Source organism: Hymenobacter rubripertinctus (assembly GCF_003583925.1).
Classification (GTDB): domain Bacteria; phylum Bacteroidota; class Bacteroidia; order Cytophagales; family Hymenobacteraceae; genus Hymenobacter; species Hymenobacter rubripertinctus.
Map to the genome: position 1 here is coordinate 93,575 of NZ_QYCN01000004.1, position 24,024 is coordinate 117,598.

The 24,024-nt window shown below is 58.0% G+C and carries 19 protein-coding genes; 4 read left to right on the forward strand and 15 right to left on the reverse strand.

The features are described 5' to 3' along the window. Positions 1 to 12: 12 nt before the first annotated feature. The 3 genes from atpB to D0T11_RS03745 form a co-directional block, all read right to left on the reverse strand. Complete coding sequence (gene atpB / locus D0T11_RS03735; RefSeq protein WP_119654444.1) at positions 13 to 1,065, reverse strand: F0F1 ATP synthase subunit A; 1,053 nt, start codon at positions 1,063 to 1,065, stop codon at positions 13 to 15. A gap of 33 nt (positions 1,066 to 1,098) precedes the next feature. Then, a complete protein-coding gene (locus D0T11_RS03740; protein WP_119654445.1) occupies positions 1,099 to 1,506 on the reverse strand; it encodes a hypothetical protein in 408 nt (135 codons plus the stop codon). A gap of 126 nt (positions 1,507 to 1,632) precedes the next feature. Beyond that, on the reverse strand, positions 1,633 to 1,878 hold the full coding sequence (locus D0T11_RS03745; protein ID WP_119654446.1) for an AtpZ/AtpI family protein: 246 nt from the start codon (positions 1,876 to 1,878) through the stop codon (positions 1,633 to 1,635). Between the two features lie 200 nt (positions 1,879 to 2,078). On the opposite strand from D0T11_RS03745, the gene porW reads away from it, so the two are divergent. The 3 genes from porW (at position 2,079) to uvrC (ending at position 9,725) form a co-directional block, all read left to right on the forward strand. After that, entirely contained in the window at positions 2,079 to 5,204 is a 3,126-nt protein-coding gene (gene porW, locus D0T11_RS03750) for a type IX secretion system periplasmic lipoprotein PorW/SprE (RefSeq protein ID WP_147374507.1), read from the forward strand. Positions 5,205 to 5,348: 144 nt separating this feature from the next. Next, a complete protein-coding gene (locus D0T11_RS03755) occupies positions 5,349 to 7,688 on the forward strand; it encodes a transglycosylase domain-containing protein (RefSeq protein WP_119654448.1) in 2,340 nt (779 codons plus the stop codon). A gap of 225 nt (positions 7,689 to 7,913) precedes the next feature. Further along, a complete protein-coding gene (gene uvrC / locus D0T11_RS03760) occupies positions 7,914 to 9,725 on the forward strand; it encodes an excinuclease ABC subunit UvrC (RefSeq protein ID WP_119654449.1) in 1,812 nt (603 codons plus the stop codon). A gap of 101 nt (positions 9,726 to 9,826) precedes the next feature. Here uvrC and porN read toward each other — a convergent pair whose 3' ends face one another. The 10 genes from porN to lipB all read right to left on the reverse strand — a co-directional run bounded on the left by porN (position 9,827) and on the right by lipB (position 20,132). Then, the gene (gene porN / locus D0T11_RS03765) at positions 9,827 to 10,702 is read right to left on the reverse strand and encodes a type IX secretion system ring subunit PorN/GldN (RefSeq protein ID WP_119654450.1); all 876 of its coding nucleotides are present in this window, start codon (positions 10,700 to 10,702) and stop codon (positions 9,827 to 9,829) included. Between the two features lie 47 nt (positions 10,703 to 10,749). Continuing rightward, positions 10,750 to 12,330 carry a type IX secretion system motor protein PorM/GldM gene (gene porM, locus D0T11_RS03770; protein ID WP_119654451.1) on the reverse strand — a complete coding sequence of 527 codons (1,581 nt, stop codon included), beginning with the start codon at positions 12,328 to 12,330 and terminating at the stop codon, positions 10,750 to 10,752. 59 nt (positions 12,331 to 12,389) lie between these two features. Then, positions 12,390 to 13,157, reverse strand: coding sequence for a type IX secretion system motor protein PorL/GldL (gene porL, locus D0T11_RS03775; RefSeq protein WP_245990597.1), 768 nt, complete (start codon positions 13,155 to 13,157; stop codon positions 12,390 to 12,392). Positions 13,158 to 13,301: 144 nt separating this feature from the next. Further along, entirely contained in the window at positions 13,302 to 14,312 is a 1,011-nt protein-coding gene (gene porK / locus D0T11_RS03780) for a T9SS ring complex lipoprotein PorK/GldK (protein WP_119654453.1), read from the reverse strand. 236 nt (positions 14,313 to 14,548) lie between these two features. Further along, positions 14,549 to 15,541 carry a PorP/SprF family type IX secretion system membrane protein gene (locus D0T11_RS03785; RefSeq protein WP_119654454.1) on the reverse strand — a complete coding sequence of 331 codons (993 nt, stop codon included), beginning with the start codon at positions 15,539 to 15,541 and terminating at the stop codon, positions 14,549 to 14,551. A 143-nt stretch (positions 15,542 to 15,684) separates the two neighbouring features. Further along, positions 15,685 to 16,503, reverse strand: coding sequence for a uroporphyrinogen-III synthase (locus D0T11_RS03790; RefSeq protein ID WP_119654455.1), 819 nt, complete (start codon positions 16,501 to 16,503; stop codon positions 15,685 to 15,687). Positions 16,504 to 16,579: 76 nt separating this feature from the next. Next, the gene (locus D0T11_RS03795) at positions 16,580 to 17,755 is read right to left on the reverse strand and encodes a DUF4271 domain-containing protein (protein ID WP_182888223.1); all 1,176 of its coding nucleotides are present in this window, start codon (positions 17,753 to 17,755) and stop codon (positions 16,580 to 16,582) included. Between the two features lie 20 nt (positions 17,756 to 17,775). Continuing rightward, positions 17,776 to 18,843, reverse strand: coding sequence for an MraY family glycosyltransferase (locus D0T11_RS03800; protein ID WP_245990598.1), 1,068 nt, complete (start codon positions 18,841 to 18,843; stop codon positions 17,776 to 17,778). Positions 18,844 to 18,909: 66 nt separating this feature from the next. Next, the gene (locus D0T11_RS03805) at positions 18,910 to 19,329 is read right to left on the reverse strand and encodes a hypothetical protein (protein WP_119654458.1); all 420 of its coding nucleotides are present in this window, start codon (positions 19,327 to 19,329) and stop codon (positions 18,910 to 18,912) included. Further along, positions 19,326 to 20,132, reverse strand: a complete 807-nt coding sequence (gene lipB, locus D0T11_RS03810; protein WP_119654459.1) for a lipoyl(octanoyl) transferase LipB — start codon at positions 20,130 to 20,132, stop codon at positions 19,326 to 19,328. The genes D0T11_RS03805 and lipB overlap by 4 nt, the downstream gene beginning before the upstream one ends. Positions 20,133 to 20,424: 292 nt before the next feature. Between lipB and D0T11_RS03815 the strand changes: the two genes are divergently transcribed. Beyond that, the gene (locus D0T11_RS03815) at positions 20,425 to 20,787 is read left to right on the forward strand and encodes a YraN family protein (protein WP_119654460.1); all 363 of its coding nucleotides are present in this window, start codon (positions 20,425 to 20,427) and stop codon (positions 20,785 to 20,787) included. Positions 20,788 to 20,949: 162 nt separating this feature from the next. Here D0T11_RS03815 and D0T11_RS03820 read toward each other — a convergent pair whose 3' ends face one another. After that, a complete protein-coding gene (locus D0T11_RS03820; RefSeq protein WP_147374508.1) occupies positions 20,950 to 21,906 on the reverse strand; it encodes a toxin-antitoxin system YwqK family antitoxin in 957 nt (318 codons plus the stop codon). 267 nt (positions 21,907 to 22,173) lie between these two features. Then, complete coding sequence (htpG, locus tag D0T11_RS03825) at positions 22,174 to 24,018, reverse strand: molecular chaperone HtpG (RefSeq protein WP_119654462.1); 1,845 nt, start codon at positions 24,016 to 24,018, stop codon at positions 22,174 to 22,176. Positions 24,019 to 24,024: the final 6 nt, after the last annotated feature.

Genomic DNA, 24,024 nt, shown 5'->3' on the forward strand with positions numbered 1-24,024 from the left:
TATGCGTACTACTTAGTGGGCGTGAGCGGGTTCGGCCCCGTCGCCGCCACCCATCTGGTAGTCGGCGTCGTGGTGGTCTTCTACCGCGCCACCGATGTACATGGCCGTGAGCAGCGTGAAGATGTAGGCCTGCAAAATGGCCACCAGCAGCTCCAGCATGTTAATGAACAAACCGAAGGCCAGCGACACGGGCGCAACGCCCAGGTTGCGGAAGATGAAGATGAGCGAAATAAAGCTCAGCGTGACGATGTGGCCGGCCGTGATGTTGGCGAACAGACGCACCATCAGGGAGAAGGGCTTGACCACGATGCCGATGAGTTCGACCGGAATCATGATGGGCAACAGGGCCTTCGGGACGCCGGGCGTGGCGAAAATGTGGGCCCAGTAGTTTTTGTTGGAGCTGAACAGAGTGATGAGCAGCGTGAGCAGGGCCAGGGTCATGGTCACGGCAATGTTGCCGGTGAGGTTGGCGCCGCCGGGCATCAGGCCCATCAGGTTGTTGAACCAGATGAAGAAGAATACCGTGAGCAAGTAGGGCATGTAGCGCTCATACTTGGGGCCGATGGACTTCTTGGCTACTTCGTCGCGCACGAAAATGATGATGGGTTCGAAGAAGGACTGAATGCCCCGGGGAGCCCCGGTACCGCGCTTGGCGTAGCCCCGGGCCACGGCAATGAACACGACCAGCAGCAACGTGGCGCTCAGCATCAGCGAGGCCACGTTCTTGGTGATGGAGAAGTCGTAGACCTTGCTGCCGTCTTCCGACACGAGGTGCTCGTGCTCCAGCTTCAGGCCGTCGTACACCTTGCCTTCGGCCAGCTGGCGCGAGGAAAACGTGGACAGACCGTGGCCGGGCCGGAAGGCAATAACGGGCAGGTAGGTGGTGAAATGGTTGTTGCCGGTGGAGAACCAGTGCCACTCGTGCGAATCGCCGATGTGGTGCAGAATCATCTCGCCCGGATTGAACTCTTCCGTGTCCGTAGCCTCGGCCGTAGTGGCGGTTGGCTCGTTGGCGAAGGCCGAGAACGATAGGAAGCAGAAGAGGGCTAACAGTAAGCGCTTCATTCAGAGTGGCTTAGGGATTTGTTCACAAAAACTTCATTTTGTGATTTCGCCCGGTTTTGAAAACGGGCGCAAGTTACTCAGAACGCTCCAGACTTCAAACCCGGCAAAGAGAAAATACAGGAGAAAGAAGCTTCCCAGGAAGGCCCAACGGGCCGAACCTTCGTGGCCGCCGCCCCGCAAAAGGTACACCAGCACCAGCGTGAGCGACAAAAGCAGCCGCGCGATCATGGCTCCGAAGTAGGCCACCAGAAAGTTATCGGGGTTGGCACTGATGAGTCGTTCCATCAGCCGGTAGAGCACCAGCGTGAGCACGAAGAAGAACCCAAACGTGTAGGCCGTGAACGGATGCACGATGCGCGGCCCGAACTGGGAGTACACCGCGTAGAGCACGAAGCCCACCAGCAGGCTGAAGAGCAGATAGGGACGAAGGAAGGTTTTCATGCGAAAAAAGCGAAGTGCAGCCGTGCCCCGGAGGCCCGCCGCTTTGGTTTAGGTAACCGTTGTGCCGCCGGGCGGGGGGTATTCGTGCAGCAGGTCGTTTAATGAGAGGCGGGAGCCAGCCCCACCCTACGGCTCTTTCGTGACGGCGCGGATGACGTTATATAAGGCCGCGAACAGGCCCAGCAGCATCAGGGCCAGCGTGAACCAGGGCGTTTGGGTCTGGTAGTGCTTGTCGAGCCAGTAGCCGGCCCAGGTGCTCAGGCCGATAGTGGCCGCCATCTGGGCCCCGATGCCGGAGTAGCGGGCCACGGCCCGCAGGCGGTCGGGGCTGGAATCGGGCTTGGGGCGCGGGGTGGGAGCAGAATCGGGCATGGCGGGCGGAAACGGGCAGTGGGGAGGACAAAATTACGGGATACTTTGGCAGCAGCCGAACCAGCGGGCAGCGTCCGGGCAGAAACCTGTACTTTTACTGAGTCTGCTACGTTGAGAGAAGCGCGCGCCCCGAACGATTCGGTTGGTGGGCCACGTTTTCCGTCCGTATCCTTTCCTTCGCCCTGAGCTTTTCTGCCGCCTTGACGACGACCCACTCGCTGCTTCTGCGTACCCTCGCGGCTCCTACCGCCGCCGTTTTGCTGCTGGCCGGCCTGGGCGGCTGTGCCTCGGAGCGCCGCTCCCTGCTAGGCCGCACCTACGACAACGTGGTGGCCCGCGACAACGCCTACTTCCTGGCCCGCGAGAAGATGCGGGCCACCGAGCTGGCCCTGGCCAAGGCCCGCGTGAACGACTACAACCGGGTGCTGCCCCTGTTTCCGGTCGTTGATGAGGCCACCGCCACCCGCCTGACGGCCGACATGGAGGACATCATCAAGAAGGCCTCTTTGCCCGTGCAGCACCGCCCCGGCTCCGACTGGACCGACGACAGCTACCTGCTCATCGGCCAGGCCCGCTACTACAAGCGCGAGTTCGAGGACGCGGCCAAGACCTTCAAGTACGTCAACAGCACCAGCAAAGACCCCAACGCCCGCCACGAGGCCCTTATCTGGCTCATGCGCACCTTCCTGGCGCTCCAGGAGCCGGGCAACGCGGCGGCGGTATCGGATATTCTGGACAAGGAAACGGGCACCGAGCCCAACGCCCGGGCGCTGTTCCTGACCCGGGCCGAATACTACCTGCAAACCGGGGAGCCCGCTCGCGCCATCGAGAACCTCGAAAAGGCCATTCCTTATATCGAGCCCAAAAACGAGCAGTCGCGCACGCGCTACATTCTGGCCCAGCTCTACCAGGCCCAGGGCGACGATAAGAAGGCCTATGCCGAGCTGAACCAGATTCTCAAGAAGAACCCGCCCTACGAGCTGGACTTTTTCAGCAAGCTGATGCTGGGCCAGGTATCGGACCTGAACCTGAACGACCGGACCCGGCTCAATAAGTATTTCGCCAAGCTGCTCAAGGACCCCAAGAACAAGGAGTACCGCGACAAGATTTACTACGAGATGGCGCGCGTGGATTATCGCCAGCAGCGCTACCCCGAGGCCCTGGCCCTGCTCCAAAAATCGGTTCGCACGCCGGAGGCCAGCAAGGCCCAGAAGGCCTACACCTACCTGCTCGACGGCCGCATCTACTACGAAAACCTCCAGAAGTATCGCCTGGCCGCCGCCTATTACGACAGTACGGTGCAGAATATGCCCCGGGAGGTACCCGCGTACGAGGCCATTGCCGAGCGCGCCGGTATCCTGAAGGATTTCGCCCAGCAGCTTATCATTGTGGAAAACCAGGACAGTTTGCAGGCCCTGGCCCGCCTGGCCCCCGACGAGCTGACGACCCGCCTGACCACTTACGCCCAGGCCGAGTTAGACGAGCGTCAGCGCCAGGCCGAGGCCCTGGCCGCCCGCCAGGAAGTGGAGCGCCAGCGCAGTCAGCAGCAAACTGCCACCGGCCTGGCCCCGGGCCGCGACCTGCAACCCGACGTGAGTGCCGAGGATTTTCTGGCCGGCAACACGGGGGCCAAGTGGTACTTCGATAACCCCACGGCCCTGAGTACGGCCCGCAACGACTTTATCCGCAAATGGGGTGACCGGCCCCTCCAGGACAACTGGCGGACCGTGACTCAGGCCAGCAACTCGCCCGTGACGCCCCAGGGCGGCAACGTGCCGGTGAGCATTGCCGGCAACGATAACACCGTGGTGAATGGCACCGACAAGCCCGCCGCCGTCGACCCCGCCGTGCAGCTTCAGTCCCTGGTGAGCCAGTACCGGCAAAAGATTCCGCTGACGCCGGAGCAGCTCACCGCTTCCAACGCCCAGACCGAAGAGGCCCTGTACGCGTTGGGTGGCATCTACAACCAGCAACTGCGAGAGCCGGAGCGGTCCATTGAAACCTACGAAACCCTGCTGCGCCGCTACCCTACGGGCACCCACACGCCCGAGACGCTCTACATCCTGTACCTGATTCATAAGGACCGCAACGAAGCCGGCAAGGCCGAGCAGTATGCGGCCCGGCTGCGGCAGGATTTTCCTGCTACCTCCTACGCCCGCCTCGTGGCCGACCCGGAGTACCTGCGCCGCACTTCGGTAGCCAACGCGAAGGTGGCCGTGCTGGTCGATTCGGCGTTCGTGTTCTATAAGAAGCAGGATTTCAAAAAGGCCACCGCCGTATTGGCCCAGGCCCGGCAGCAGTACCCCGAAACCGACCTCAACGACCAGGTAGCCTACCTCAATGCCCTGCTCACTATCCGGACCCAGCCGCCCCTCACGGCCCGGGCCACGGTGGAAAAATTCTACAAGGACTACCCGCAGAGCCCCCTGGCCAGTAAAGCCGAGGTACTGCTCGATACCTACCGCAAATACGACCAGGGCCAGATTACCGGCGTGCTGGCCAGTACCGACAAGCCCGTAGTATCGGTCTTCAAGCCGGGCGAAGTAGACCCGCGGATGCCGGTTTACTACCGCGCCCCCCCCAAGCCAGCAGCCACTCCGCCGCCCGCCCTCACGCCCCCGAACGGCGCAGCAACGGCCAAAACGCCAACGAATTCTCCGGCGTTGGAGAAGGCCACACCGGCCATCACCACGCCGGCCCCGACTGACTCGGCGGCAGCCAAATCGGTGCTGCCACCTCCCCCGCCGCCGCTCAGCCCCGAGGAGGAAGCCAAGGCCGCCCGGCGGGCCGCCGCCCAGGCCCGGGCCCGGGGCCAGAAGGTGCCTACGCCGGCGAAGCCCGCCAAGGAGCCCGTTGCCGCCGTCGTCCCGGAGCCATTGCCGCCCACCGAACCAGTACCGCAACCGAATAGCCCGCCCACGCCTGCGCCGCCGGTTGCCCCGGCACCGGTTCCGGTCTCCCTTTACAAAGCAGATCAGGCCGTCAGCCATTTCATTGTGCTCGTGCTGGCCAAGGATGCGCCCATTCTGGCCGACCTGCCGGCCCAACTCCAGGCTTACAACGGCCGCTTTTACAAGTCCAGTAGTTTGCTGGTGCGGCAACAGGCCCTGAACGCTACTCAGGAGCTGGTGATTGTGGAGGCCATGCCGGACGCCCGAATTGCCCAGAGCTACGCCCTGAAGCTGCGCGGCCCCCAGTCGCCGCTGAGCAAGCTGCGCGGGGCGGGTTACCAAGCCCTGGTTGTGGGTATTGATAATCTGCCGGTGCTGCTGCAACAAGGCAACCTCGACGAATACCAGCGTTTCTACGACCAGAATTACCGTTAACTTCAATTAAAAATTAAGAGTGAAAAATTAAAAAATTGGTGGTAAGCCTTTCCGTTTAGGGCCGAATGCTGGCGTCTGAGCCATTTGCTTCATGTTTCCAATTCTTAATTCTTCACTTTTAATTTTTAATTTTTAATTGAAAACATGGCTCAGTCTGCCACCAGAAAGAATACTCCCCTGCGCAAGCCCAACCGCCCCGGCCGCTACACTGGCTGGGCCCGCACGTTCTGGTTCTTCTTCGGACTGGGCATTGCGGGGCTCGTACTGTACGTGCTGGCCGTCAGCGTCAACTTTCTGAACCTGTTCGGGCGCATGCCCAACCTCAAGACGCTGGAAAACCCGCGCAGTGAGCTGGCTTCGGAAATCTACTCCGCCGACAACGTACTGATGGGCAAATATTTTCGGGAGAACCGGACGCCCGCCGAGTACGAGGACCTGCCCCAGCACCTGGTGGACGCCCTCATTGCCACCGAGGATGCCCGCTTCGAGGAGCATTCCGGCATCGACCCCAAGGCTACGGGCCGGGTGGCGGCGGGCCTGCTCACGGGCGGCAGTGGCGGCGGCGGCTCCACCCTCACCCAGCAGCTGGCCAAGGTGCTGTTCCGAACCCGCGAAGACCTGAATGATGGCACGCTCAACGACGTGCCCGGCGTGCGGATGCTCATCACTAAAACCAAGGAATGGATTCTGGCTACCCGTCTGGAGCGCAGCTACACCAAGCGCGAGATTCTGCGCATGTACCTGAACACCAACGACTACGGTTCCAATGCATTCGGCATCAACACGGCGTCCAAAACGTTTTTCGGCAAGAAGCCCCGCGACCTGACCCGCGCCGAAGCCGCCACGTTGGTGGGCGTGCTGAACGCGCCCTCCCGCTTCAGCCCCAAGTTCAACCCCGAACGCTCCCGGATGCGCCGCAACTGGGTGCTGCGCCAGATGAACAAGTACGGCTACATCACGCCCGAGCAGCTCAAAGGCGACACGCTCAAGGCCATTGCCCTCGACTACAAGGTGGAAAACCAGAACGAAGGCATTGCCCCCTACTTCCGGGTGGAAGTCAGCAAGGTGCTCCGGCAGTGGGCCAAAGACACCGACCACGACCTGTACTCCGACGGCCTGAAAATCTACACCACCATCGACTCGCGCATGCAGAAGTATGCCGAGTCGGCCGTGGCCGAGCACATGAAGCTCCAGCAGAAGTGGTTTGATGCCCACTGGAAGGGCCAGCAACCCTGGCGCGACGAAAGCGGCCGCCTCATTCCGGGCTTCCTCAATACGTCCATCAAGCGCACTGGCCGTTACCGCTCGCTCACCAACCGCTTCCCCACCCAGCCCGATTCCGTGAAGTACTATCTCAACAAGAAGTACCGGATGAAGGTGTTCAGCTGGCAGGGTGGCGAGAAGGAAGTCACGATGTCGCCGATGGATTCGCTGGCCTACTATAAGGGCCTGCTCCGGGCGGGTTTTATGGCCATGAACCCGCTTAATGGCAAGGTGAAAGCCTGGGTGGGGGGCATCAACTACAAGTATATCAAGTACGACCACGTGAAGCAGGGCAAGCGCCAGCCGGGCTCCACGTTCAAGCCGTTCGTGTACGTGGCCGCCATAGACCAGGGCTACTCGCCCTGCTACCAGCGCCCCGATGCGGCCGTGACTTTCCCGGCCGAAGCCGGCCGCCCCGCCTATACGCCCCGCAACTTTGAGGGCTCATATTCGGGCCGCACGTTCACGCTGCGCCAGGCGCTGGCCCGCTCCATGAACTCCATCACGGCCTGGCTGGTGAAAAAGCTCGGCCCCGAAACAGTGGTCAGCTATGCCAAGCGCCTGGGCATTACCTCGCCCATCGAGGCCGTACCCGCCGTGGGCTTCGGCTCCTCCGATGTCAGCATTTACGAACTGGCCGGCGCGTACAGCACCTTCGTGAACAAGGGCGTTTGGAACGCGCCCATCATGGTGACGCGCATTGAGGACAAAAACGGTAATGTGCTGCGCGAATTCGTGCCCCAAACCCGGGAAGCCCTCAGCGAAGAAACAGCTTATCTGATGACCTACATGCTGCGCGGAGCTACCGAGGAGCAGGGCGGCACCAGTATTATTCTGAAGGGCGGCTTTAAATTCCCTTATGAGATGGGGGCCAAAACGGGTACCACCAACAACTATTCCGACGGCTGGTTCATGGGCCTCACGCCCGACTTGGTCTGCGGCATGTGGGTGGGGGGCGAAGACCGGAGTATCCACTTCCGGACCGGTGCCTACGGGCAGGGCTCCCGCCTGGCCCTCCCGATTTACGGGCTGTTTATGAAGAAAGTGTACGCCGACAAAAGCCTCGACATCAATACCGGCGCTTTCCCCAAACCGGCCCAGATGACCGTCGAAACCGACTGCTCCCGCTACTACGGCGGCACCGGCCTGCGCGACACCATCCCGAGCGACCAGAAGCTCAACCAGGTGAAACTGGAGGACCTGCGGGGCGAAGACATTTAGTCACTGATTTCCGCTGCTTGTTTGGCTGATTTCATTGATTTTACGGAATGTGGTCGGGACATCCCGGCCACATTTTTTGTTGTCTTGCCAGCGACTTTCAGCCAAAATACTCCCGCCTCTCCCTTTCACCCGTACTTCGTACGACAGGCCCGTTGCCTCTCCCCCGGTAGTACCGCACAACATCAGCTAATCAGCTGAAGAATCAGCGAAAATCAGTGCTCATTTATGGCCGCTACTTCTGAGTTACAGGAACAAATCCGCCAGCTGCCCCACCGTCCGGGCGTTTACAAGTACTTCGGCGACGAGGATACCATCATTTACGTGGGCAAGGCCATCGACCTGCGCAAGCGCGTGAGCAGCTACTTCACCAAGCAGGACCACAACAAGAAAACCCAGCAACTGGTCAGGAACATCCGCCGCATCGAGTTCACCATCGTGGATTCGGAGTCGGACGCGTTTCTGCTCGAAAACAACCTCATCAAGCAGCACCAGCCCAAGTACAACATCCTGCTCAAGGACGGCAAAACGTACCCCTACCTGCTGCTGACCAACGAGCGGTTCCCCCGCCTCATTCCGACCCGCAACAAGCGCCCCGGCGACGGCCGCTACTACGGCCCCTACGCCAACGTAACGGGCATGAACCTGCTGGTTGAGCTGATCCGGGCGCTCTACCCGCTGCGCACCTGCACCTATAACCTCTCGGAAGCCAACATTGAGGCTGGCAAGTTCAAAGTGTGCCTGGAGTACCACCTCGGCAACTGCAAGGGTCCCTGCGAAGCCCACCAGGAGGAGGAAACCTACAACCAGTACATCCAGCAGATCCGCCAGATTCTCAACGGCGACCTGCGCCTGCCCAAGCAGTACTTCCGCGACCGGATGAGCCAGGCGGCCCAGGATCAACAGTACGAGCTGGCCCACCAGTTCAAGGTGAAGCTCGACCGGCTCGACGAGTTCCAGAGCAAGAGCACCATCGTCAACGCCAACCTGACCAACATCGACGTGTTCAGCATTGCCTCCAACGAGAAGTCGGCTTTTATCAGCTACCTCAAGGTGATGAACGGCAGCATCGTGCTCACCCAATCGGTGGAGGTCCAGAAGAAGCTGGATGAGCCGGATGAGGAAATCCTGGCCCCGCTGGTGATGCAGATGCGGGAGGAGTTCGAGAGCGAGTCGAAGGAAATTCTGACCAATATTGCCCTGCCCCCTTTGCCCTTGCCCGGCGTTACGGTAGCTCAGCCCCAGATTGGGGATAAGCGCAAGCTGCTGGAGCTAAGCCTCAAGAACGTGCTCTACCTGCGGAAGGAGAAAGAGAGCATGAACGACCGGAGCAAGGACCTCAACGAGGTGCGCATCATGGAAACCATCAAGAAGGATTTGCGCCTCACGGAGCTGCCCAAGCACATCGAATGCTTCGACAACTCCAACTTCCAGGGCGACAACCCGGTGGCCGCCATGGTGTGTTTCCGCAACGCACGGCCCAGCAAGAAGGACTACCGCCACTACCATATCAAAACCGTCATCGGCCCCAACGACTTCGACTCCATGTACGAAGTCGTGAGCCGCCGCTACCGCCGCCTCGTGGATGAGGGTGCCAGCCTGCCCCAGCTCGTGATTGTCGATGGTGGCAAAGGCCAGCTGAGCATGGCCGTCAAGGCGCTCAAAGACCTCAACCTATGGGGCCAGATGGCCGTCATCGGCATCGCCAAGCGCCTGGAGGAAATCTACGTCCCCAATGATCCGCTCCCGCTCTACATCGACAAAAAGAGCGAATCCCTGCGCCTGTTTCAGCGCATGCGCGACGAAGTACACCGCTTCGGCATCACCTTCCACCGCAACCGCCGCGACGCCGGTACCCTCAAAACGGAGCTTACCGATGTGAAAGGCCTTGGCCCGGTAACGGCCGACAAGCTGCTGCTCAAATTCAAGTCGGTCAAGAAAATCCGTGAGCTATCCGAAGCCGAGCTGGTCACTGAGGTCGGCAAAGCCAAGGCCCGCATCCTGGTCAGCTACTTCGCCCAAACCGATGCACCGGCGTAGAACAAAAAAGCCCGATAAAGCAGCAGGCCCCGACCAGATTTGGTCGGGGCCTGCTGCTTTATCGGGATTCAGAACAAAGCTATTAGCGAACAGCTAGTCGTTTAGAACGACCACAGGTTGTACTCGTACTCGATCAGGTCGGCCGCCGCTTGCTGCGAGGCCAGAATACCTTGCTGAGCACCGCCGTAGACTTCATCCAGACGAGCATCATTCGGGTTCGATACCTTCACGATATAGGAGTTGAACAACCACAGTTCAAAGGCATCCGCCAGATTCTTATGCTGAGCGTCGTTCTGGGGGTTGAACCAGATGGCCTTGTCCGGGTTAGCCCGGAATACGCGCACCAAGTCGCTGTACTTGAACGTACCGATGGGCTTCTCAATACCCGATTGGTTGGCGGCCAGTGTTGAAGGAACAAGCAGCGTGATGGTTTTGATGTCGTGATACATCCGCGACCGTTTCTTGTCGAAGATCATATCCTCCTTCAGTTCCATCTGGTACAAATCCTTGGGACGGTAACCGAAGCTAGGTGGAGCAGCGGGGGCAACCTTTTTAGCGGGAGCTTTTCCCTTCTTCTTAGGAGCACCCCAGTCGTCGCCGGTATCCTGCGTGAAACCCGCGTCTATCTCTTCCTGGCTCAGACCGGCACTCGCCTCTACATAAGAGGAGTTGCCGGCTACTTCCGCAGCAGAGAGAGTCGAGGTCAGCGAGTCGTTGCGATAAGCCTGCAACTCACCCCGCTTTACCGCGTCCAGGATGACCCGGCTGATTTCCTTGCCTTCCGCGAACATGGGCTTGTTCTGCTTCTCGCGCAGGTCAATCGCACGCCAGATCGTCTTACGGAACAGAATATCCGAATTCGGAATCGGGCGGTACGAGCCGTTGCTGCTCGCGGTGGTGGCTTGCTCCTGAGCCGAGGCTGCCACCGACAGCGTAAGACCGGCTGCCAGGGCAGTGAAGGATAGGAATTTGTTCATACCAAAGAAATCAAAAAGCGCGACGGATAGTTCAGAACCAGTAACGCTTAGATCAGCGGAATATTGAATACTTTGGTCACGTTCACGTCCTCCACGTTACCCTGGAAGTTCTGACGCTGTACCCCTTTTACTTCGATGTACAGACGGTCGCCTTCGCGAGCCGTGTTTACCACCGAGCTCAGGTCTACGTTCGGACCGTTCACGGTAATAGCCTGCATTACCGGGCGCTTACCGCGTACCAGCGTCACTTCGTAGCGGGATACCCGGAAGCGGGCATCGTCGGGCAGGAAAGTAGCAAAACCAGCATCTGCCACCGCTTTCATGTTCATGTTACGCACGGCCGTGATGGGCGTACCCTGCTTCTCGTTGACCGGACGACCACCCACCCAGCACTGAACATCAGGCTTAGGAATAGGACGCACCTGGAAAGTCTGCGAGCCGATGGGGTTGCCACCGCTGCTTACGCTCAGGGTAACTTCCTTGGCGTTGGGAACCAAGGTTACCTCCCCTTTGCTGGCACCTTTGATAGTAGCAGCACCAGAGGCCGAGAAGCTAGGATCGTACTGGGCTCCCAGAGCGGGAACCTGAACGCTCAGCTTGTTACCACACCGAAAATACAGCGCCTGCACCGAAGCCGACTGAATCTGCATAACGGGCTTCGATACGGTGTAAGGTACCGTTACTTTAAAGGTAGTATCGCGGCCGTTCTGCTTGAAGCGAATCGTACCGGTCCAGGAAGCCTTGGCATTGCCATCCTTATCGAAGGACCCCGGGCGAGCCGTGAATTCGATTTTGCCTTTGCCATCCGGACCCACCGACAGGGGCGAACCGTTCAGCGTCATGCTCGGGTTGAGACCAGTTGCCGAAGCAGTCAGAAAAAGCTCTGCCTTGTATTTGGTACCGGCAGCTACCGTGTTCGACTCAGCGCTGGCAAATGCCCCGATTTTATCGAAAACGATGATTTCACCCCCTACTTTCTGCGAAAGCATGCTCAGTGCATCAGACTCGTACTTCAGCACTTCGGCTTCTTTCTGCGAAAGAATTGCCAGCGCAGCTACTACCGGCGTATTTTCAAAGTTCAGCTGAGCAAAATTCTTGCTCTTCTGCTCCTTGTCAACCACCATCGGATCCTGATTGGCGTCGAGGGCCAACGGAGAAACCCCTGGGATGATGCCTTTGATGTATTCCGAGTACTTATTCAGTTCGCCTTTCATCTTGTAGCCTTCACCGTTCTTGCTGGCACCCAGCATGAGTTCTGCTACTTTGTCTTCGGCGCTCATGTTTTTGAATTCATTCTTGCCCTTGTTCTCCGTTTTGGTCAGCAACTGCTCGCGAACCCCAGCCAGATAGGCAATCATTTCCTTCGTACGCACCCGTACTTCTTCGCTCTGCTTCAGCACAGCCATGTCTTTAGGCAAATTGTGGTTTTTATCCACTTGTGCCTTGATACCCTTTACGGTTCCATCATTCGCCTTCGATACTTTTCCGTTGATGGAGGAAAGGCTGTCGTCGAGGAATTTGAACTTGAGTAGAATTGCTGAGTTTACCTGTAGGGCCAGAAGAGCGGTGAGTACCAGGTACATCATCCCGATCATCTTCTGCCGTGGAGTCTCTTTACCTCCCGCCATCGTGTCTACCTGTTACTATACTAGTGAAATTGGATCTGAAACTATGCGGTTTGCCAGCCTTAGCTGGTAGCGCGCATAGCATTCAGCATGTTGCCGTACACCCGGTTCAACGAGGTGAGGTTGGTGGTCAGGCCGGTTACTTCCTGCTTGAACTGCTCGGTTTCCTTACCGGCTTCCGTCAGGTTCTCCATGGCTTGCGCCAGCGTACCGTAGAACTTGTTCATCGACTTGAGGTGCGTATTGGCATCCTGCAACTCCATTTCGTACACGGCGTTCAGCGCGCCCAGGTTCTTGGTCACGTTCTGCACCTGTATGTGGTAGTCACGGGCATCATTAGAGGCATCAGCCATGGCCGACATGGCCTGCACCGTGCTGGAGTACGATTCGTTGATACGCTCCAGCGACTGAGCAGCCGTGCGCACTTTGGTCGTGTACTCTTCCGTAGCGTTGGTCGCGTCACCCAGCGAAGACAGTTGCTGGGTGGTAGTGCTCAGGCGGTTCAGGCCCTGGCCCAGCGAAGCAATGGCCTCAGGCGTTACGTTAGCATCCTTCAGCATATCGTCGAGCTTGCGCGTCAGACCGGTGCCGTTGTTCTCTTGCAGGAAGCTAGGGTTGCCGGTGGAAGGATCGTACCCTTCGCTCAACTCCGGGTATACCAGCGACCAATCAACTTCCTTGGAAGTAGGCTGAAACGCACTCAGAAAGAAGATCAGTGCTTCCGTGCCCAAGCCCACAATCAGCATTTCGCTGGCACCATCCCAGTGCTGAATTTTGAACAACGCGCCCACAATTACGACTGCCGCTCCGATGCCGTAAATTTTGGGCATCAGTACATCATACAGAAAACTACCGCCTTTAGCTGCCATGTGATTTTGGTGTTGGAAAAAACTTGTTATGGTAAAATTTAGAAAAGTTGCGAAAGGGCAATGGTTCAGTTTTTTTCACTGCGACAAAGCCTCTTTGCTTGCTATTTATTGCCCGCTGCCGGAGCCAATCTGGATCATGGCCGTGCGGAAGCCAATGTAGGAGCGGGCCGAGTCCTGGTATTCGAAGTTGCGGGTCCCGGTTTCCAGGAAGTAGGCAATGTCTTTCCAGGAGCCGCCCCGCACTACTTTGCGAGGTTCATTATCGTCGGGGTTGGTCGGGTTCATGTCCCACACCACCGGCACGGAGGCTTCCATGTAGGCATCATCACACCACTCCGAAACGTTGCCTGACATATCGTACAGGCCGAAGTCGTTGGGGAAGAACTGTCCGACCGGAGCCGTGTAAGCATATCCATCGGAGGCGTAGTCGCCCCGGCCAGGCTTGAAGTTGGCCAGCATGCATCCTTTCGAGTTACGCAGGTAAGGGCCGCCCCAAGGGTAGGTGGCCAGGTCGCGCCCCCCACGGGCGGCATACTCCCACTCGGCTTCCGAGGGCAGGCGGAAGTTTGGCGTTGGTGCCAGGCCCACTTCCTCATTGGCCGCGTTCTTGTTTTTGGTGCGCCAGTTGCAGAAGTATTTGGCGGCAAACCAATCCACGCCCACTACCGGATAGTCATCGAAAGCCGGATGTGTGTAGTAGTACTCCATCAGCGGGTCGCCCATGTGGTACGTGAAGTCGCGCACCCAGACCGTCGTATCGGGGTAGAGTTCCGTCATCACGTATTCCTCGCCCAGCACGTCAATCGAGTCCTGCCGGATGGCATTCATGAACTGCCGGTACTCGTTGTTGGTAATTTCCGTTTCGTCCATGTAAAAGCCGGCAATGGTTACCTGCTTGTTCATGTTGACCATGGAAGCCGAAATGTCCTGATCGGTCTGGCCCATGTGAAAGGTTCCACCAGGGCAGGGCACCATCCCGTAGGGGACCTCCTGCGGGTTGAACTCCGGACGGTCCTCTGCCCCAACCAGGTCACCCTGCGGTCCTTTACCAAAACCACAGCCCCCCAAGATGAGCGTCGAGAAAGCGACGAGAGGCAGTATGAGAAACTTGTTCATGTGAGAAAGAAAAAGGCGGTCGAGGCGACGATACCCAAAGATTACAATTTTTCGGGCTGGCAAATCTAACGAATCATCCGTTCGTACGCAAGCCGTACGGTCAATGCACTGCATTTGTCTACGAACTAATGAATACGCCGGTTAAACAATGGTAGGCAGCAAGTTAGTGGTTGCCCTCTTCGACTGATTGGCGGCAGAAAGAAGCAAAATGATTTACGAATACCGAAAGGCCCTTTTTAGAAGCTATAGCGCGGTGTACGGACAGCTGGACGAACCGTAAGCCCCGGTTTGGGCAGGCGATAACCCAGCATGATTTCAAACGAACTGAAAGCCTTGGCGTCTTTCCCGAATGCAATTACGTCATAGGCTAATCCCAACCTGACCGCGTTGTCTTTGGCGAAGCTGAGTCCCCCCAATACCGTGACCGCATCTTCCGAACGATAACCCAAACCACCCCAGAATCGGTCGTCGAAAGTAGCGCGCGCGCCCAGTTCGTAAGAACTGTTACGCACTGAGAATTTACCACTATCTCCAAATTTTCCCGGCAACACCATCTTCACGATGCCCGTTGACGTGAGGACAACGGAAGATGAAAGAGCAATGTTGTAACCGCCCGTCAGATAGGCGTGATTCTCAATCAAATATTGAGCCGAAGCGCCACTGGCGGCAACCTGGCTGTTGAATTTGTAAGTTGAGCGCAATAGATTATTAGCACTCAGGCCCATGTAAAACTTAGGTGCCTCATACCAGAGGCCGGCACCCATGTCCAGCTTTCTATCTGAGCCGTTGTTCGGCACGAAGCTATCGTCCGGATCATTGGCCCGAAATCCGCCTTCGTAAATATTGTTGAATATCCCCTGCACGCCCAAGCCTAATTTGCCCTCTCCCAGACGCAGATGACGGGAGTACGACAGCTGGGCGTTTGTTGTGCTGAGCTGGGCAATTTGGTCCCGGTAAACGCTGATTCCCAAGCCCCCGGCCAACACGGGAACCGGAATAGAGACTGTAATGGAAGCCGTATTAGGCGAACCGCCGTCGTCGAAAGTAGCTTTGTAGCCGAAGTACTGCGAGCGGCCAATTCCCGTGATTTCGCCGTAGCCCTTGATGCCCGCGTATGCTGGGTTCAGGTTCATCCCGTTGAACCCGTACTGGCTGAATTGAGGCTGCTGCTGGGCAGCGACTTTTCCGGCTAGTAAAAACAGACAGGCACAGAATAAATAGTTCTTCATAGTAATTCAGCAAGAAGCCGGGGCCTGCGGAAGGCGCAGACCAGCGTTTTCAAATGTAACGAAAAAACCGCCCCAACCCATTCCCGGAATATACAAAAGAAGAGCAACCGTTGCTGCTCTTCTTTTCCTATAAATCAACTAGCTTATTTGCTGTTCTTCTTCTCTTTAACTACCTCCGCTCCGTGGTGCATCCGAATGTAGGCCTCAATGGCTCCGGTCATGGAGGGAGCATTTGGCTGCGGAGCCTCAATGTCGAGAAACAAGCCGGCATCGAGCACCGCTTTGGCCGTAGTGGGACCAAAAGCAGCAATCCGGGTGTTGTTCTGCACGAACTCCGGGAAGTTGATGAACAACGAGCTGATTCCGGAAGGGCTGAAAAAGGCGATACAGTCGTATTTCACGTCCGTCAGATCCGACAGGTCGCTGGCTACGGTGCGGTAAATGACTGCCTCAGTGAACTTGAACTTGTTGGCCCGCATAAACTCCGGAATGTCATCTTTGCGAATGTCGGAGCAGGGGTAAAGAAACTTCTCCCCCTTGTGCTTCTTGATAACGTCGAAGAGGTCGGTGGCGGTGCGCTGGCCCACGAAGAGCTTGCGCTTGCGCAGCACAATGTATTTTTGGAGGTAGTTGGCCGTTTGCTCCGAAATACAGAAATACTTCATTTCGGCCGGCATTTCTACCTTCGACTCCTGGCAAATGCGGAAGAAATGGTCGACGGCATTGCGACTGGTGAAGATGATGGCCGTATGCTCCAGAATATTGACCTTCTCCTTTCGAAAGTCCTTGTAGGCAACCGGCTGCACTTCAATGAACTCGCGGAAATCTACTTTGATACCATACTTTTCCGCGATGGAAAAATACGGGGAGACGTCACTGGTCGGCTTAGGCTGGCTGACCAGAATGGTGGCAATTCGCTGGGCGTGACGGCCTGTCCCCGGTTGGTCTTTGTTCTCGGCCATAGGGTAGAAAAGGTAAAGCTAAAGCAATAAGGAGCCGTTACGAGCAGTGGTAGGTGGGAGCCGCCAGCGCAAGTGGTCAGAAGGTAAAAACAATCAGTTTGAGCAGAATGACCAGCGGAATCACTTCTGTGGCGCAAAGGTACGAAAACAAATGCAAATTCAGTAGGGACGTTTTATGATGTAACGTGCGGCCGACCCGCCAGACCGTACCAATCAACAGCAAGGAAACCACCCCGTTGGAAACCCAGAGCACCGTTTCAGGCAAACGCTGATTCAGGCCCAGGTACAGCAGCATTACGACGGGCAAAAACAGGCCCATGAACAAGATGGTGCGAATGAATTCCCGGTACTGAAGCGTGACCAGTTCGGTTACGTCGAAGATGTAGCCCATCAGCTCCAGGAACAGGTACTTGCCCAGTACGAATCCCGCTACCAGTGCAGTATACACAAGCACTTTCACCACAATGGCCGACTCAGCTACATCGAAGAGCCGCCGCAGAATCACGATGCTCTGGATATTGGTATGGATGGCTACCAGTAGCAGCGCAAACGAAAGGGCGAAAAGCAGGACTAGTGCTAAGTTCAGCCAGGTTAAGGTGGGCTTGATCAGAAAGTCCTGTTCGGCGCTGGCCTTGCCCCACAAGCCATCGAGCTGGTAAATGCGGGTGAACCCGGGCTGGTAGGTGGCCCGCAACCCTCCGTAACACAACCCTAGCAGCAGCAGAAAGCAGACGAAGACATTCTGACCTTGGTGGCCGCGGGGGCGCGGCTGGGCCAGCAACGGGGCCGGATTGGCAGTTCCTTCGGTCCTTCGGGCCACTACCGGCTGCGCATTCGTGAAGGACGCCAGGTTCGGAATAGCCTCGGGATGCCACACGCACAGCAGGTGCGGGCCAGCCGCACTGCCAGCCGGCAGCAGGGCAGCCAGGTCCACGGTGTAGGAATCCGGGGTGCTGGTGGTGAAGACGAGGCGATTATCGAGAAAGAGACTGAGTTTCTCGCGGGCTGTGAAGCTGATGAGCAGCGGCTTGCCGGGCCGGATGGACAGCCATTGGTAGTAGGCGTGCGCGGGGGCGTGATAATCTGGCAAGTAAAGCACAAGGCGGTTGCGCGCCTCATCGTGAATCAGCCAGTCAGTGGTGAGGCCGGCCCGGGGTGCGGGCGGCAGGGGGCGGTATTCGGCAGCACACGCGGCCCCGCAAGCCAGCCAAACCAGCCCAAGCCAGACGATACCGAGAAAAAACTGCCGCAAACGCACCCGATCAGAGTTGATTAGGAGGCCACGCGCTGCCGCTCGGCCCGACTATGATAAACCCCCAGAAAGACGCTCAGCAGCAAGGACAGCACCACCAGCATCACGATGAGCATGATGTTGCCGAGGTAGGCAAAGTTGATGACCAGCAGAATAACCACTACGTTCAGCAAACCCAGCAGAATGACGGTACTGATTTGCTGGAAACCCATGGCCAGAATGCGGTGATGCACGTGGTTTTTATCGGGAGAAAACGGCGAGCGGCCGGCCATCATACGCACGATGAATACGCGGAGCGTATCGAACAAGGGCACGAACAGGATGCCCACGGCCACCGATGGCGCGGCTGAAGCGAAGGGCTGACCTACCTTCAGTCCCATTTCGATGAACTGAATCGTGAGAATGGAGACGATAAACCCGCACACCAGCGAGCCGGTATCGCCCATGAAAATACTGGCTTTGTGGAAGTTGTAGCGCAAAAACCCCAGAATACCACCTACTACGCACACCGAGACGAAAGCGTAGTTCTGAAAATCGGGGCCACCATACTGGTAGAAATAGTAGCCGTAGGTGCTCACGATGATGAGCACGATGGAGCCGGCCAACCCGTCTAAGCCGTCAATCAGGTTGATGGCGTTGGTGATGCCCACAATGGCGAAGAAGGTAAACGCGTAGCTGACGCCAACGGGCAACTCCTCAATCCCTAGAATACCCTGGAAACTCGTAATCCGCACGTCGGCCATAATCATGACGACGCCCGTGGCCAGTAGCTGGCCCACGAATTTTTTGGCTACCGAAATACTCACCAGATCATCTTTCAGACCTACGAAAAACAGCACGATGCATCCGGCCAGCAACTGCTGCACCCCGTTGTTGAGGGGCGCAAAAATGGTGAGGGCCGACATGAAGCCCGCGAATACCGCAACGCCACCCAGGCGGGGCGTCAGCGACTCATGCACGGTCCGCACGTTGGGCGTGTCGAGCATGTTTTTCAGGTGGGCGATGTAGATGATGGACGGCACGGCGAACAACGCCACCAGAAACGCCCAAAGGGAGGACAGACCCAACTGAATTCCGAGTGCATTCATTGCGGTTCGGCTCTGGTAAGAAGCGCGTCCCGACCTGAGACGCGCAATGGAAAGACAAAGATACGGTTAGCCATGCAGTACGCCGGGCTGCTGATCGAGCAGCGCAATGGGCGTAAGCTTATCGGTGGCAATGGAGCCGGGCTCAAAGACGAACTTCTTATCGAAGACTTGGCTTCCGATGTAGTAGCTCACCCAGTACTGGTTGTAGAGGTGGAACAGGGCCGGGTCGAGGGGCTCAACGGCAGCCACGGCCTGGGGAGGCACCTCGGGCAGCACGTGGCGCAGGGTGGAGGTGCGGATGGTTTCGCCCTCGGGGCCAGGACCATAACCGTTGGAGCTGATGATGACGTTTTGCAGCACCTCCTCGTTCATGTTGAGCAGATATACCTGCCAACCCGGCTGCTCACCAGCTACCGGCACCATCGAATCGGGTACTACGGCAATAGAAACCCCTTCTACGGGGCGGAACGTAATGTCTTTTTTCATGAGGCAGATTCATTGACCAGCCCGGCTCCGAACAAGCGGGCCAGGTGTGGAACCAGGCGGTCCTGGACTTCGGCTACCGACACCGCCCGCCCCAGTTCCTGTTGCAGGGAGGTGACGGCCTTATCGGTGATGCCGCAGGGCACAATGTGGCCGAAATAGGCCAAGTCGGTGTTGATGTTGAGGGCGAAACCGTGCATAGTCACCCAGCGGCTGCACTTCACTCCCAGGGCACAGATTTTCCGCGGGTTGGGGTCGCCGTCTTCAAAATCGAGCCAAACTCCGGTGAGCCCGGCAATGCGGCCGGCTCTTACGTCGTAATCCGCCAGAGTATGGATGACCGCTTCTTCCAGCAGGCGCAGGTACTGGTGAATGTCGGTAAAAAAATTATCGAGGTCGAAAATAGGGTAGCCCACCAACTGACCCGGGCCGTGGTAGGTAATGTCGCCGCCGCGGTTGATGCGGTGAAAAGTGGCTCCGTGACCGGCCAACTCGGCTTCGGTCAGCAGCAGGTGTTCCGGCTTACCACTCTTGCCCAGCGTGTACACGTGCGGATGCTGGCACAGCAACAAGTAATTGGGAGTTGCGCTTACCGGCGCGCCGGCCTCCTGGGCCTGCCGGTTACGGGTTTTGACAGCCAGCGTCTGGGCCAATAGCTGCTCCTGCAAATCCCAGGCTTGCTGATACGCTACCAGTCCCAGCCGCCGGACTACTACCTCCCGGTTCTGGCTGGCCGGGACAGCGGCCGGACCTGGCGGACGGGAATCCGTTGGTACAGGGCTTACGCAGGCAGAATACTGGGTCATGGGCAAGGCTGATTTAGCTGAAACGGCACACCAGGAGCTATTGCTTCGGGCTGTTTTGCCGGCCAAAGGCGACACTAGCATTCAGCAATTTAGCCATTTCGGGCGGACCATATCACGCTTTGCGCTCCGTTTCAGGCCGCCGCCGGCCCGGAAACCCGACATCGGGAAGCCGGTGGCGCGTAAAACGCCCAAAGGTACTAGATTTCGCTCCAATCTGGTCCTGCCACTGGCGCTCAATCGTGCGCCGAAGCTTGGCGGGTACCTTCCCGCTCACCCTCTTCCTGCCTCGCCCATGTCGTCCTCATCTGCCCACCAGCTCGGCCGCGCGGGCGAAGCCGCAGCCCTGGAGTACCTGCTGGCCCGCGGCTATGAACTGCTGCACCGCAACTACCGCTACCGCCGGGCCGAGGTAGACCTGATTATGCAGCTGGGTCCGGCCTTGCTGGTATTCGTGGAGGTGAAAGCACGTTCCTCGGCGCACTACGGCTACCCCGAGGAGTTCGTGACCGAGCGCAAGCGCCAGTTGCTGCGCCTCGCCGCCGAGCACTTGCAGGAAACCCTGAACTGGACCGGCGACATCCGCTTCGACATCCTGGCCCTGACCGCCACCGCCACCGGCCTGCGCGTGGAGCATTTCGAGGACGCTTTTTTTTGAGCACATGAGCCGGACAGCTGTGATGCGCGACCGGTCTTTCTGCACGTAGTGCGAAACGCAGTGTAAGCACGAAGCCCCTGACGCGCGCATCAGGGGCTTCGGAATGATAACTGCCCTGAATTTACACGAAAGCAGACCGCACGCATCCATTCAGGCATTTACTCACTGAGAGCCGGGGCGGCTCTTGTCGGGCTGGCCGCGGTTGTCGAGCTTGTCTTTCTCGTAGATGAGCACGCCGTTGCGGTTGTACTCTTTCACCAGCACGGGCTCCTTCAGCTCGGGGTCGAAGCCCGACTCGCCGTACTGGTACACGTAATGGCGGCGGTCCTTGGTGCTGCGGAAGCCCCAGTAGTTCACCCATTCCCCTACCCGCTTGCCATTCTCGAACTGGCCTTCCCACTCGCGCTTGCCATTCTCCAGGTAGCGGGCGTAGTCGCCTTCCAGCTCGCCATTGAGGTAAGGTACTATTTCCTTTACCTGCTTGCGGGAAGCGTCGTAGTACGTGATGTTGGCATCACGCGGAAAGCCCAGGTCGTAGTGAATCTTGGAAATCAGCACGTTGTCGCCCGTAAACCGCTCCCAGCGCAGGTGGCGGGTACCGAGGGAAAAGTAGCCGGTTTCAATCACTTTGCCGCCCTGCATTTTCTTGTACGGGCCATGCAGCACCTTGTCAGCGGCGGGGTCGAGTTCGGCGCTAGCCTTGAATATTTTGCGCTTCCGGGGGTTGAAGTAGTAGCGGGCGGGCGCAAAAGGATTGGGCTGCTGGAAATTTTTGAGGTAGTAAAACACCTCAATTACCTGTCGCTTACCCTTGGGTCCCGATTTGGTATAGCCCTTTTTAATTGGCTCCCCCAGGAAAACGTTCTTCTTTTTCTTGGGCTTGCGCTGGGCAGCTTTCTCCTTGGCTTTGGCCGCGCGCTCCTGCTCCTTGGTCATCGTCACGCGCTTGGCCACCAACGACGGCGTGCCGGTAGTATCCGACGTGGTTATGAGCGTATCGGCCCCGGCCGTCAGCAGGCCCGGCGGCTCGGGGCGGCTGTTGAAGGAAACCGTTTTGGGGGAGCAGGCCCCCGCCAGCAGCAATACCACCGGCAGGACATACAAACGAAACAGACGCATTATGGAGACAGACAGAGATTCGGAGCAACTAACGTAAAGATAAAGGGATTTAGTACCCGACCGACCGATAAACCTAACCGAAGTTGCGCCCGGGTACCAGGCAACCGCCGCTGTCAGGGGTACCCGCGCCGCATGCACCAGCGGCATTGGCCCACTGCCCGGCACTACCCCCTATCTTACGGCTCGCCAGTCAGGGCCAAAACAAAACCCCGACGACCAGAGCCGCCAGGGTTTTGTACTCCTTAAAACTTTATAGACTTTCTAACGCTACCCAGCGGCCAGCAAGTCGGCGCTACGCTTCACAAAAGCCGTCAGGGCCTCGCCCTTTAGCATTCCCTGCGCCAGCAGAGCCAGATCGAAGGCCTGGCGGGCCAGCTTGCCACCCTCCTCGCCTTCGGCACCAAGTACGCGCTGGGTGATGGGATGATTGGCATTCACGCTCACGGTATAGCTGTCGGGCAAAGAGCCGAACATCTGCATTCCCCCACCCCCGCCAGTGCGCTGCATGTCTTTCATGCGGCGCATGAACTCGGGCAGCGTAATAACAACGGGCGCATCCTGGGGCGACAGGGCTTCCACCTGCACGTGCATCTGCTCGTTGCTGATGGCCTGCTTGAACACGTCGGTCAGGCGGGTTTTGTCGTCGTCGCTGAGCACGCTTTCCGGGGCGTCATCCTTTTCGATAAGCTTGCCCACCGTATCGGCATCTACGCGCTTAAAGGTGGTCTTCTCCAGTTTCTGCTCCATCTGCCCGATGAAGTGCGAATCGAGCGGACCGCTGAGGTCAAGCACATCGTAGCCACGGTCCTGGGCAGCCTGCACGAAGCTGTGCTGGGCCTCGGCGTCGGTAGTGTAGAGCACCACCGTCTGCTCACTCTTGTCCTGCTGGTTGGCCTGCACGAACTCCTGGTACTCGGGCAGGGTGAAGGCCTTGCCGGCCACGTTCTGCACCAGCACGAAATCCTTGGCCTTCTCGTAGAACTTCTCGTCCGAGAGCATGCCGTATTTCACGAACAGGCCGATGTCACTCCATTTCTGCTCGTAGCCTTCCCGGTCTTTGCGGAAAAGCTCAGCCAGCTTATCGGCTACTTTTTTGGTGATGTACTGGTTGATTTTGCGCACCGCACCATCGGCCTGCAAAAAGCTGCGGCTCACGTTGAGCGGAATATCGGGCGAGTCAATCACGCCGTGCAGCAGCATCAAAAACTCGGGCACTACGTCCTTCACCTCATCGGTAATGAAGACCTGACGCGAGTAGAGTTGGATTTTGTTGCGCTGGAGCTGCAACTCATCCTTCACCTTCGGGAAATACAGGATTCCGGTCAGGTTGAAGGGGTAATCCACGTTGAGGTGAATCCAGAACAGAGGCGGCTCCGAAAACGGATAGAGCTCCTGGTAGAAGTTCACGTAGTCCTCGTCGGTGAGTTCGGCCGGCTGCTTGGTCCAGATGGGCTTGGTCTGGTTGATGACCTCGCCCTCGAACTCGATTTCAACGGGCAGAAACTTGCAGTATTTGGTCAGAATGCCCTTTAGGCGGGCTTCCTCCAGAAACTCGTCGGAGTCGTCGGCCACGTGCAGCACCACATCGGTGCCGCGCTCGGCCTTGGCGTGCTCACCTTCAGTTTCTTCGAGCGTAAACTCGGTGCTGCCGTCGCAGGTCCAGTGAGCCGTGGGGGTACCCTCCTGGTGCGACTTCGACCAGATTTCGACTTCCTTGGCCACCATGAAGGCCGAGTAGAACCCCAACCCGAACTGGCCGATGATCTGGTCTTTGGCCTGGGCATCGGTTTCCTTGTATTTCTCCACGAACTCGGTGGCTCCGGAGAAAGCAATCTGGTTGATGTACTTCTTAATTTCTTCGGCACTCATACCCAGGCCGTGGTCGGAAACCGTGATTTTGCGGGCTTCCTTGTCCACGGTCACGCGCACCTTCAACTCGCCTAACTCGCCTTTAAACTCCCCTTGCCGGGCCAGACTTTGCAGCTTCTGGGTGGCGTCTACCGCGTTGCTCACCAACTCCCGCAGAAAAATCTCGTGGTCGGAGTAGAGGAACTTCTTGATGATGGGGAAGATATTCTCGGTATGAATCGAGATGCTACCTTTCTCTTGCATAACAGG

What these genes read in the sequence shown, in the direction of transcription:
- atpB (WP_119654444.1), bottom strand. Translation starts at nt 1,065, where the DNA reads ATGAAGCGCTTACTGTTAGCCCTCTTCTGCTTCCTATCGTTCTCGGCC.
- D0T11_RS03740 (WP_119654445.1), bottom strand. Translation starts at nt 1,506, where the DNA reads ATGAAAACCTTCCTTCGTCCCTATCTGCTCTTCAGCCTGCTGGTGGGC.
- D0T11_RS03745 (WP_119654446.1), bottom strand. Translation starts at nt 1,878, where the DNA reads ATGCCCGATTCTGCTCCCACCCCGCGCCCCAAGCCCGATTCCAGCCCC.
- D0T11_RS03755 (WP_119654448.1), top strand. Translation starts at nt 5,349, where the DNA reads ATGGCTCAGTCTGCCACCAGAAAGAATACTCCCCTGCGCAAGCCCAAC.
- uvrC (WP_119654449.1), top strand. Translation starts at nt 7,914, where the DNA reads ATGGCCGCTACTTCTGAGTTACAGGAACAAATCCGCCAGCTGCCCCAC.
- porN (WP_119654450.1), bottom strand. Translation starts at nt 10,702, where the DNA reads ATGAACAAATTCCTATCCTTCACTGCCCTGGCAGCCGGTCTTACGCTG.
- porM (WP_119654451.1), bottom strand. Translation starts at nt 12,330, where the DNA reads ATGGCGGGAGGTAAAGAGACTCCACGGCAGAAGATGATCGGGATGATG.
- porL (WP_245990597.1), bottom strand. Translation starts at nt 13,157, where the DNA reads ATGCCCAAAATTTACGGCATCGGAGCGGCAGTCGTAATTGTGGGCGCG.
- porK (WP_119654453.1), bottom strand. Translation starts at nt 14,312, where the DNA reads ATGAACAAGTTTCTCATACTGCCTCTCGTCGCTTTCTCGACGCTCATC.
- D0T11_RS03785 (WP_119654454.1), bottom strand. Translation starts at nt 15,541, where the DNA reads ATGAAGAACTATTTATTCTGTGCCTGTCTGTTTTTACTAGCCGGAAAA.
- D0T11_RS03790 (WP_119654455.1), bottom strand. Translation starts at nt 16,503, where the DNA reads ATGGCCGAGAACAAAGACCAACCGGGGACAGGCCGTCACGCCCAGCGA.
- D0T11_RS03800 (WP_245990598.1), bottom strand. Translation starts at nt 18,843, where the DNA reads ATGAATGCACTCGGAATTCAGTTGGGTCTGTCCTCCCTTTGGGCGTTT.
- D0T11_RS03805 (WP_119654458.1), bottom strand. Translation starts at nt 19,329, where the DNA reads ATGAAAAAAGACATTACGTTCCGCCCCGTAGAAGGGGTTTCTATTGCC.
- lipB (WP_119654459.1), bottom strand. Translation starts at nt 20,132, where the DNA reads ATGACCCAGTATTCTGCCTGCGTAAGCCCTGTACCAACGGATTCCCGT.
- D0T11_RS03815 (WP_119654460.1), top strand. Translation starts at nt 20,425, where the DNA reads ATGTCGTCCTCATCTGCCCACCAGCTCGGCCGCGCGGGCGAAGCCGCA.
- D0T11_RS03820 (WP_147374508.1), bottom strand. Translation starts at nt 21,906, where the DNA reads ATGCGTCTGTTTCGTTTGTATGTCCTGCCGGTGGTATTGCTGCTGGCG.
- htpG (WP_119654462.1), bottom strand. Translation starts at nt 24,018, where the DNA reads ATGCAAGAGAAAGGTAGCATCTCGATTCATACCGAGAATATCTTCCCC.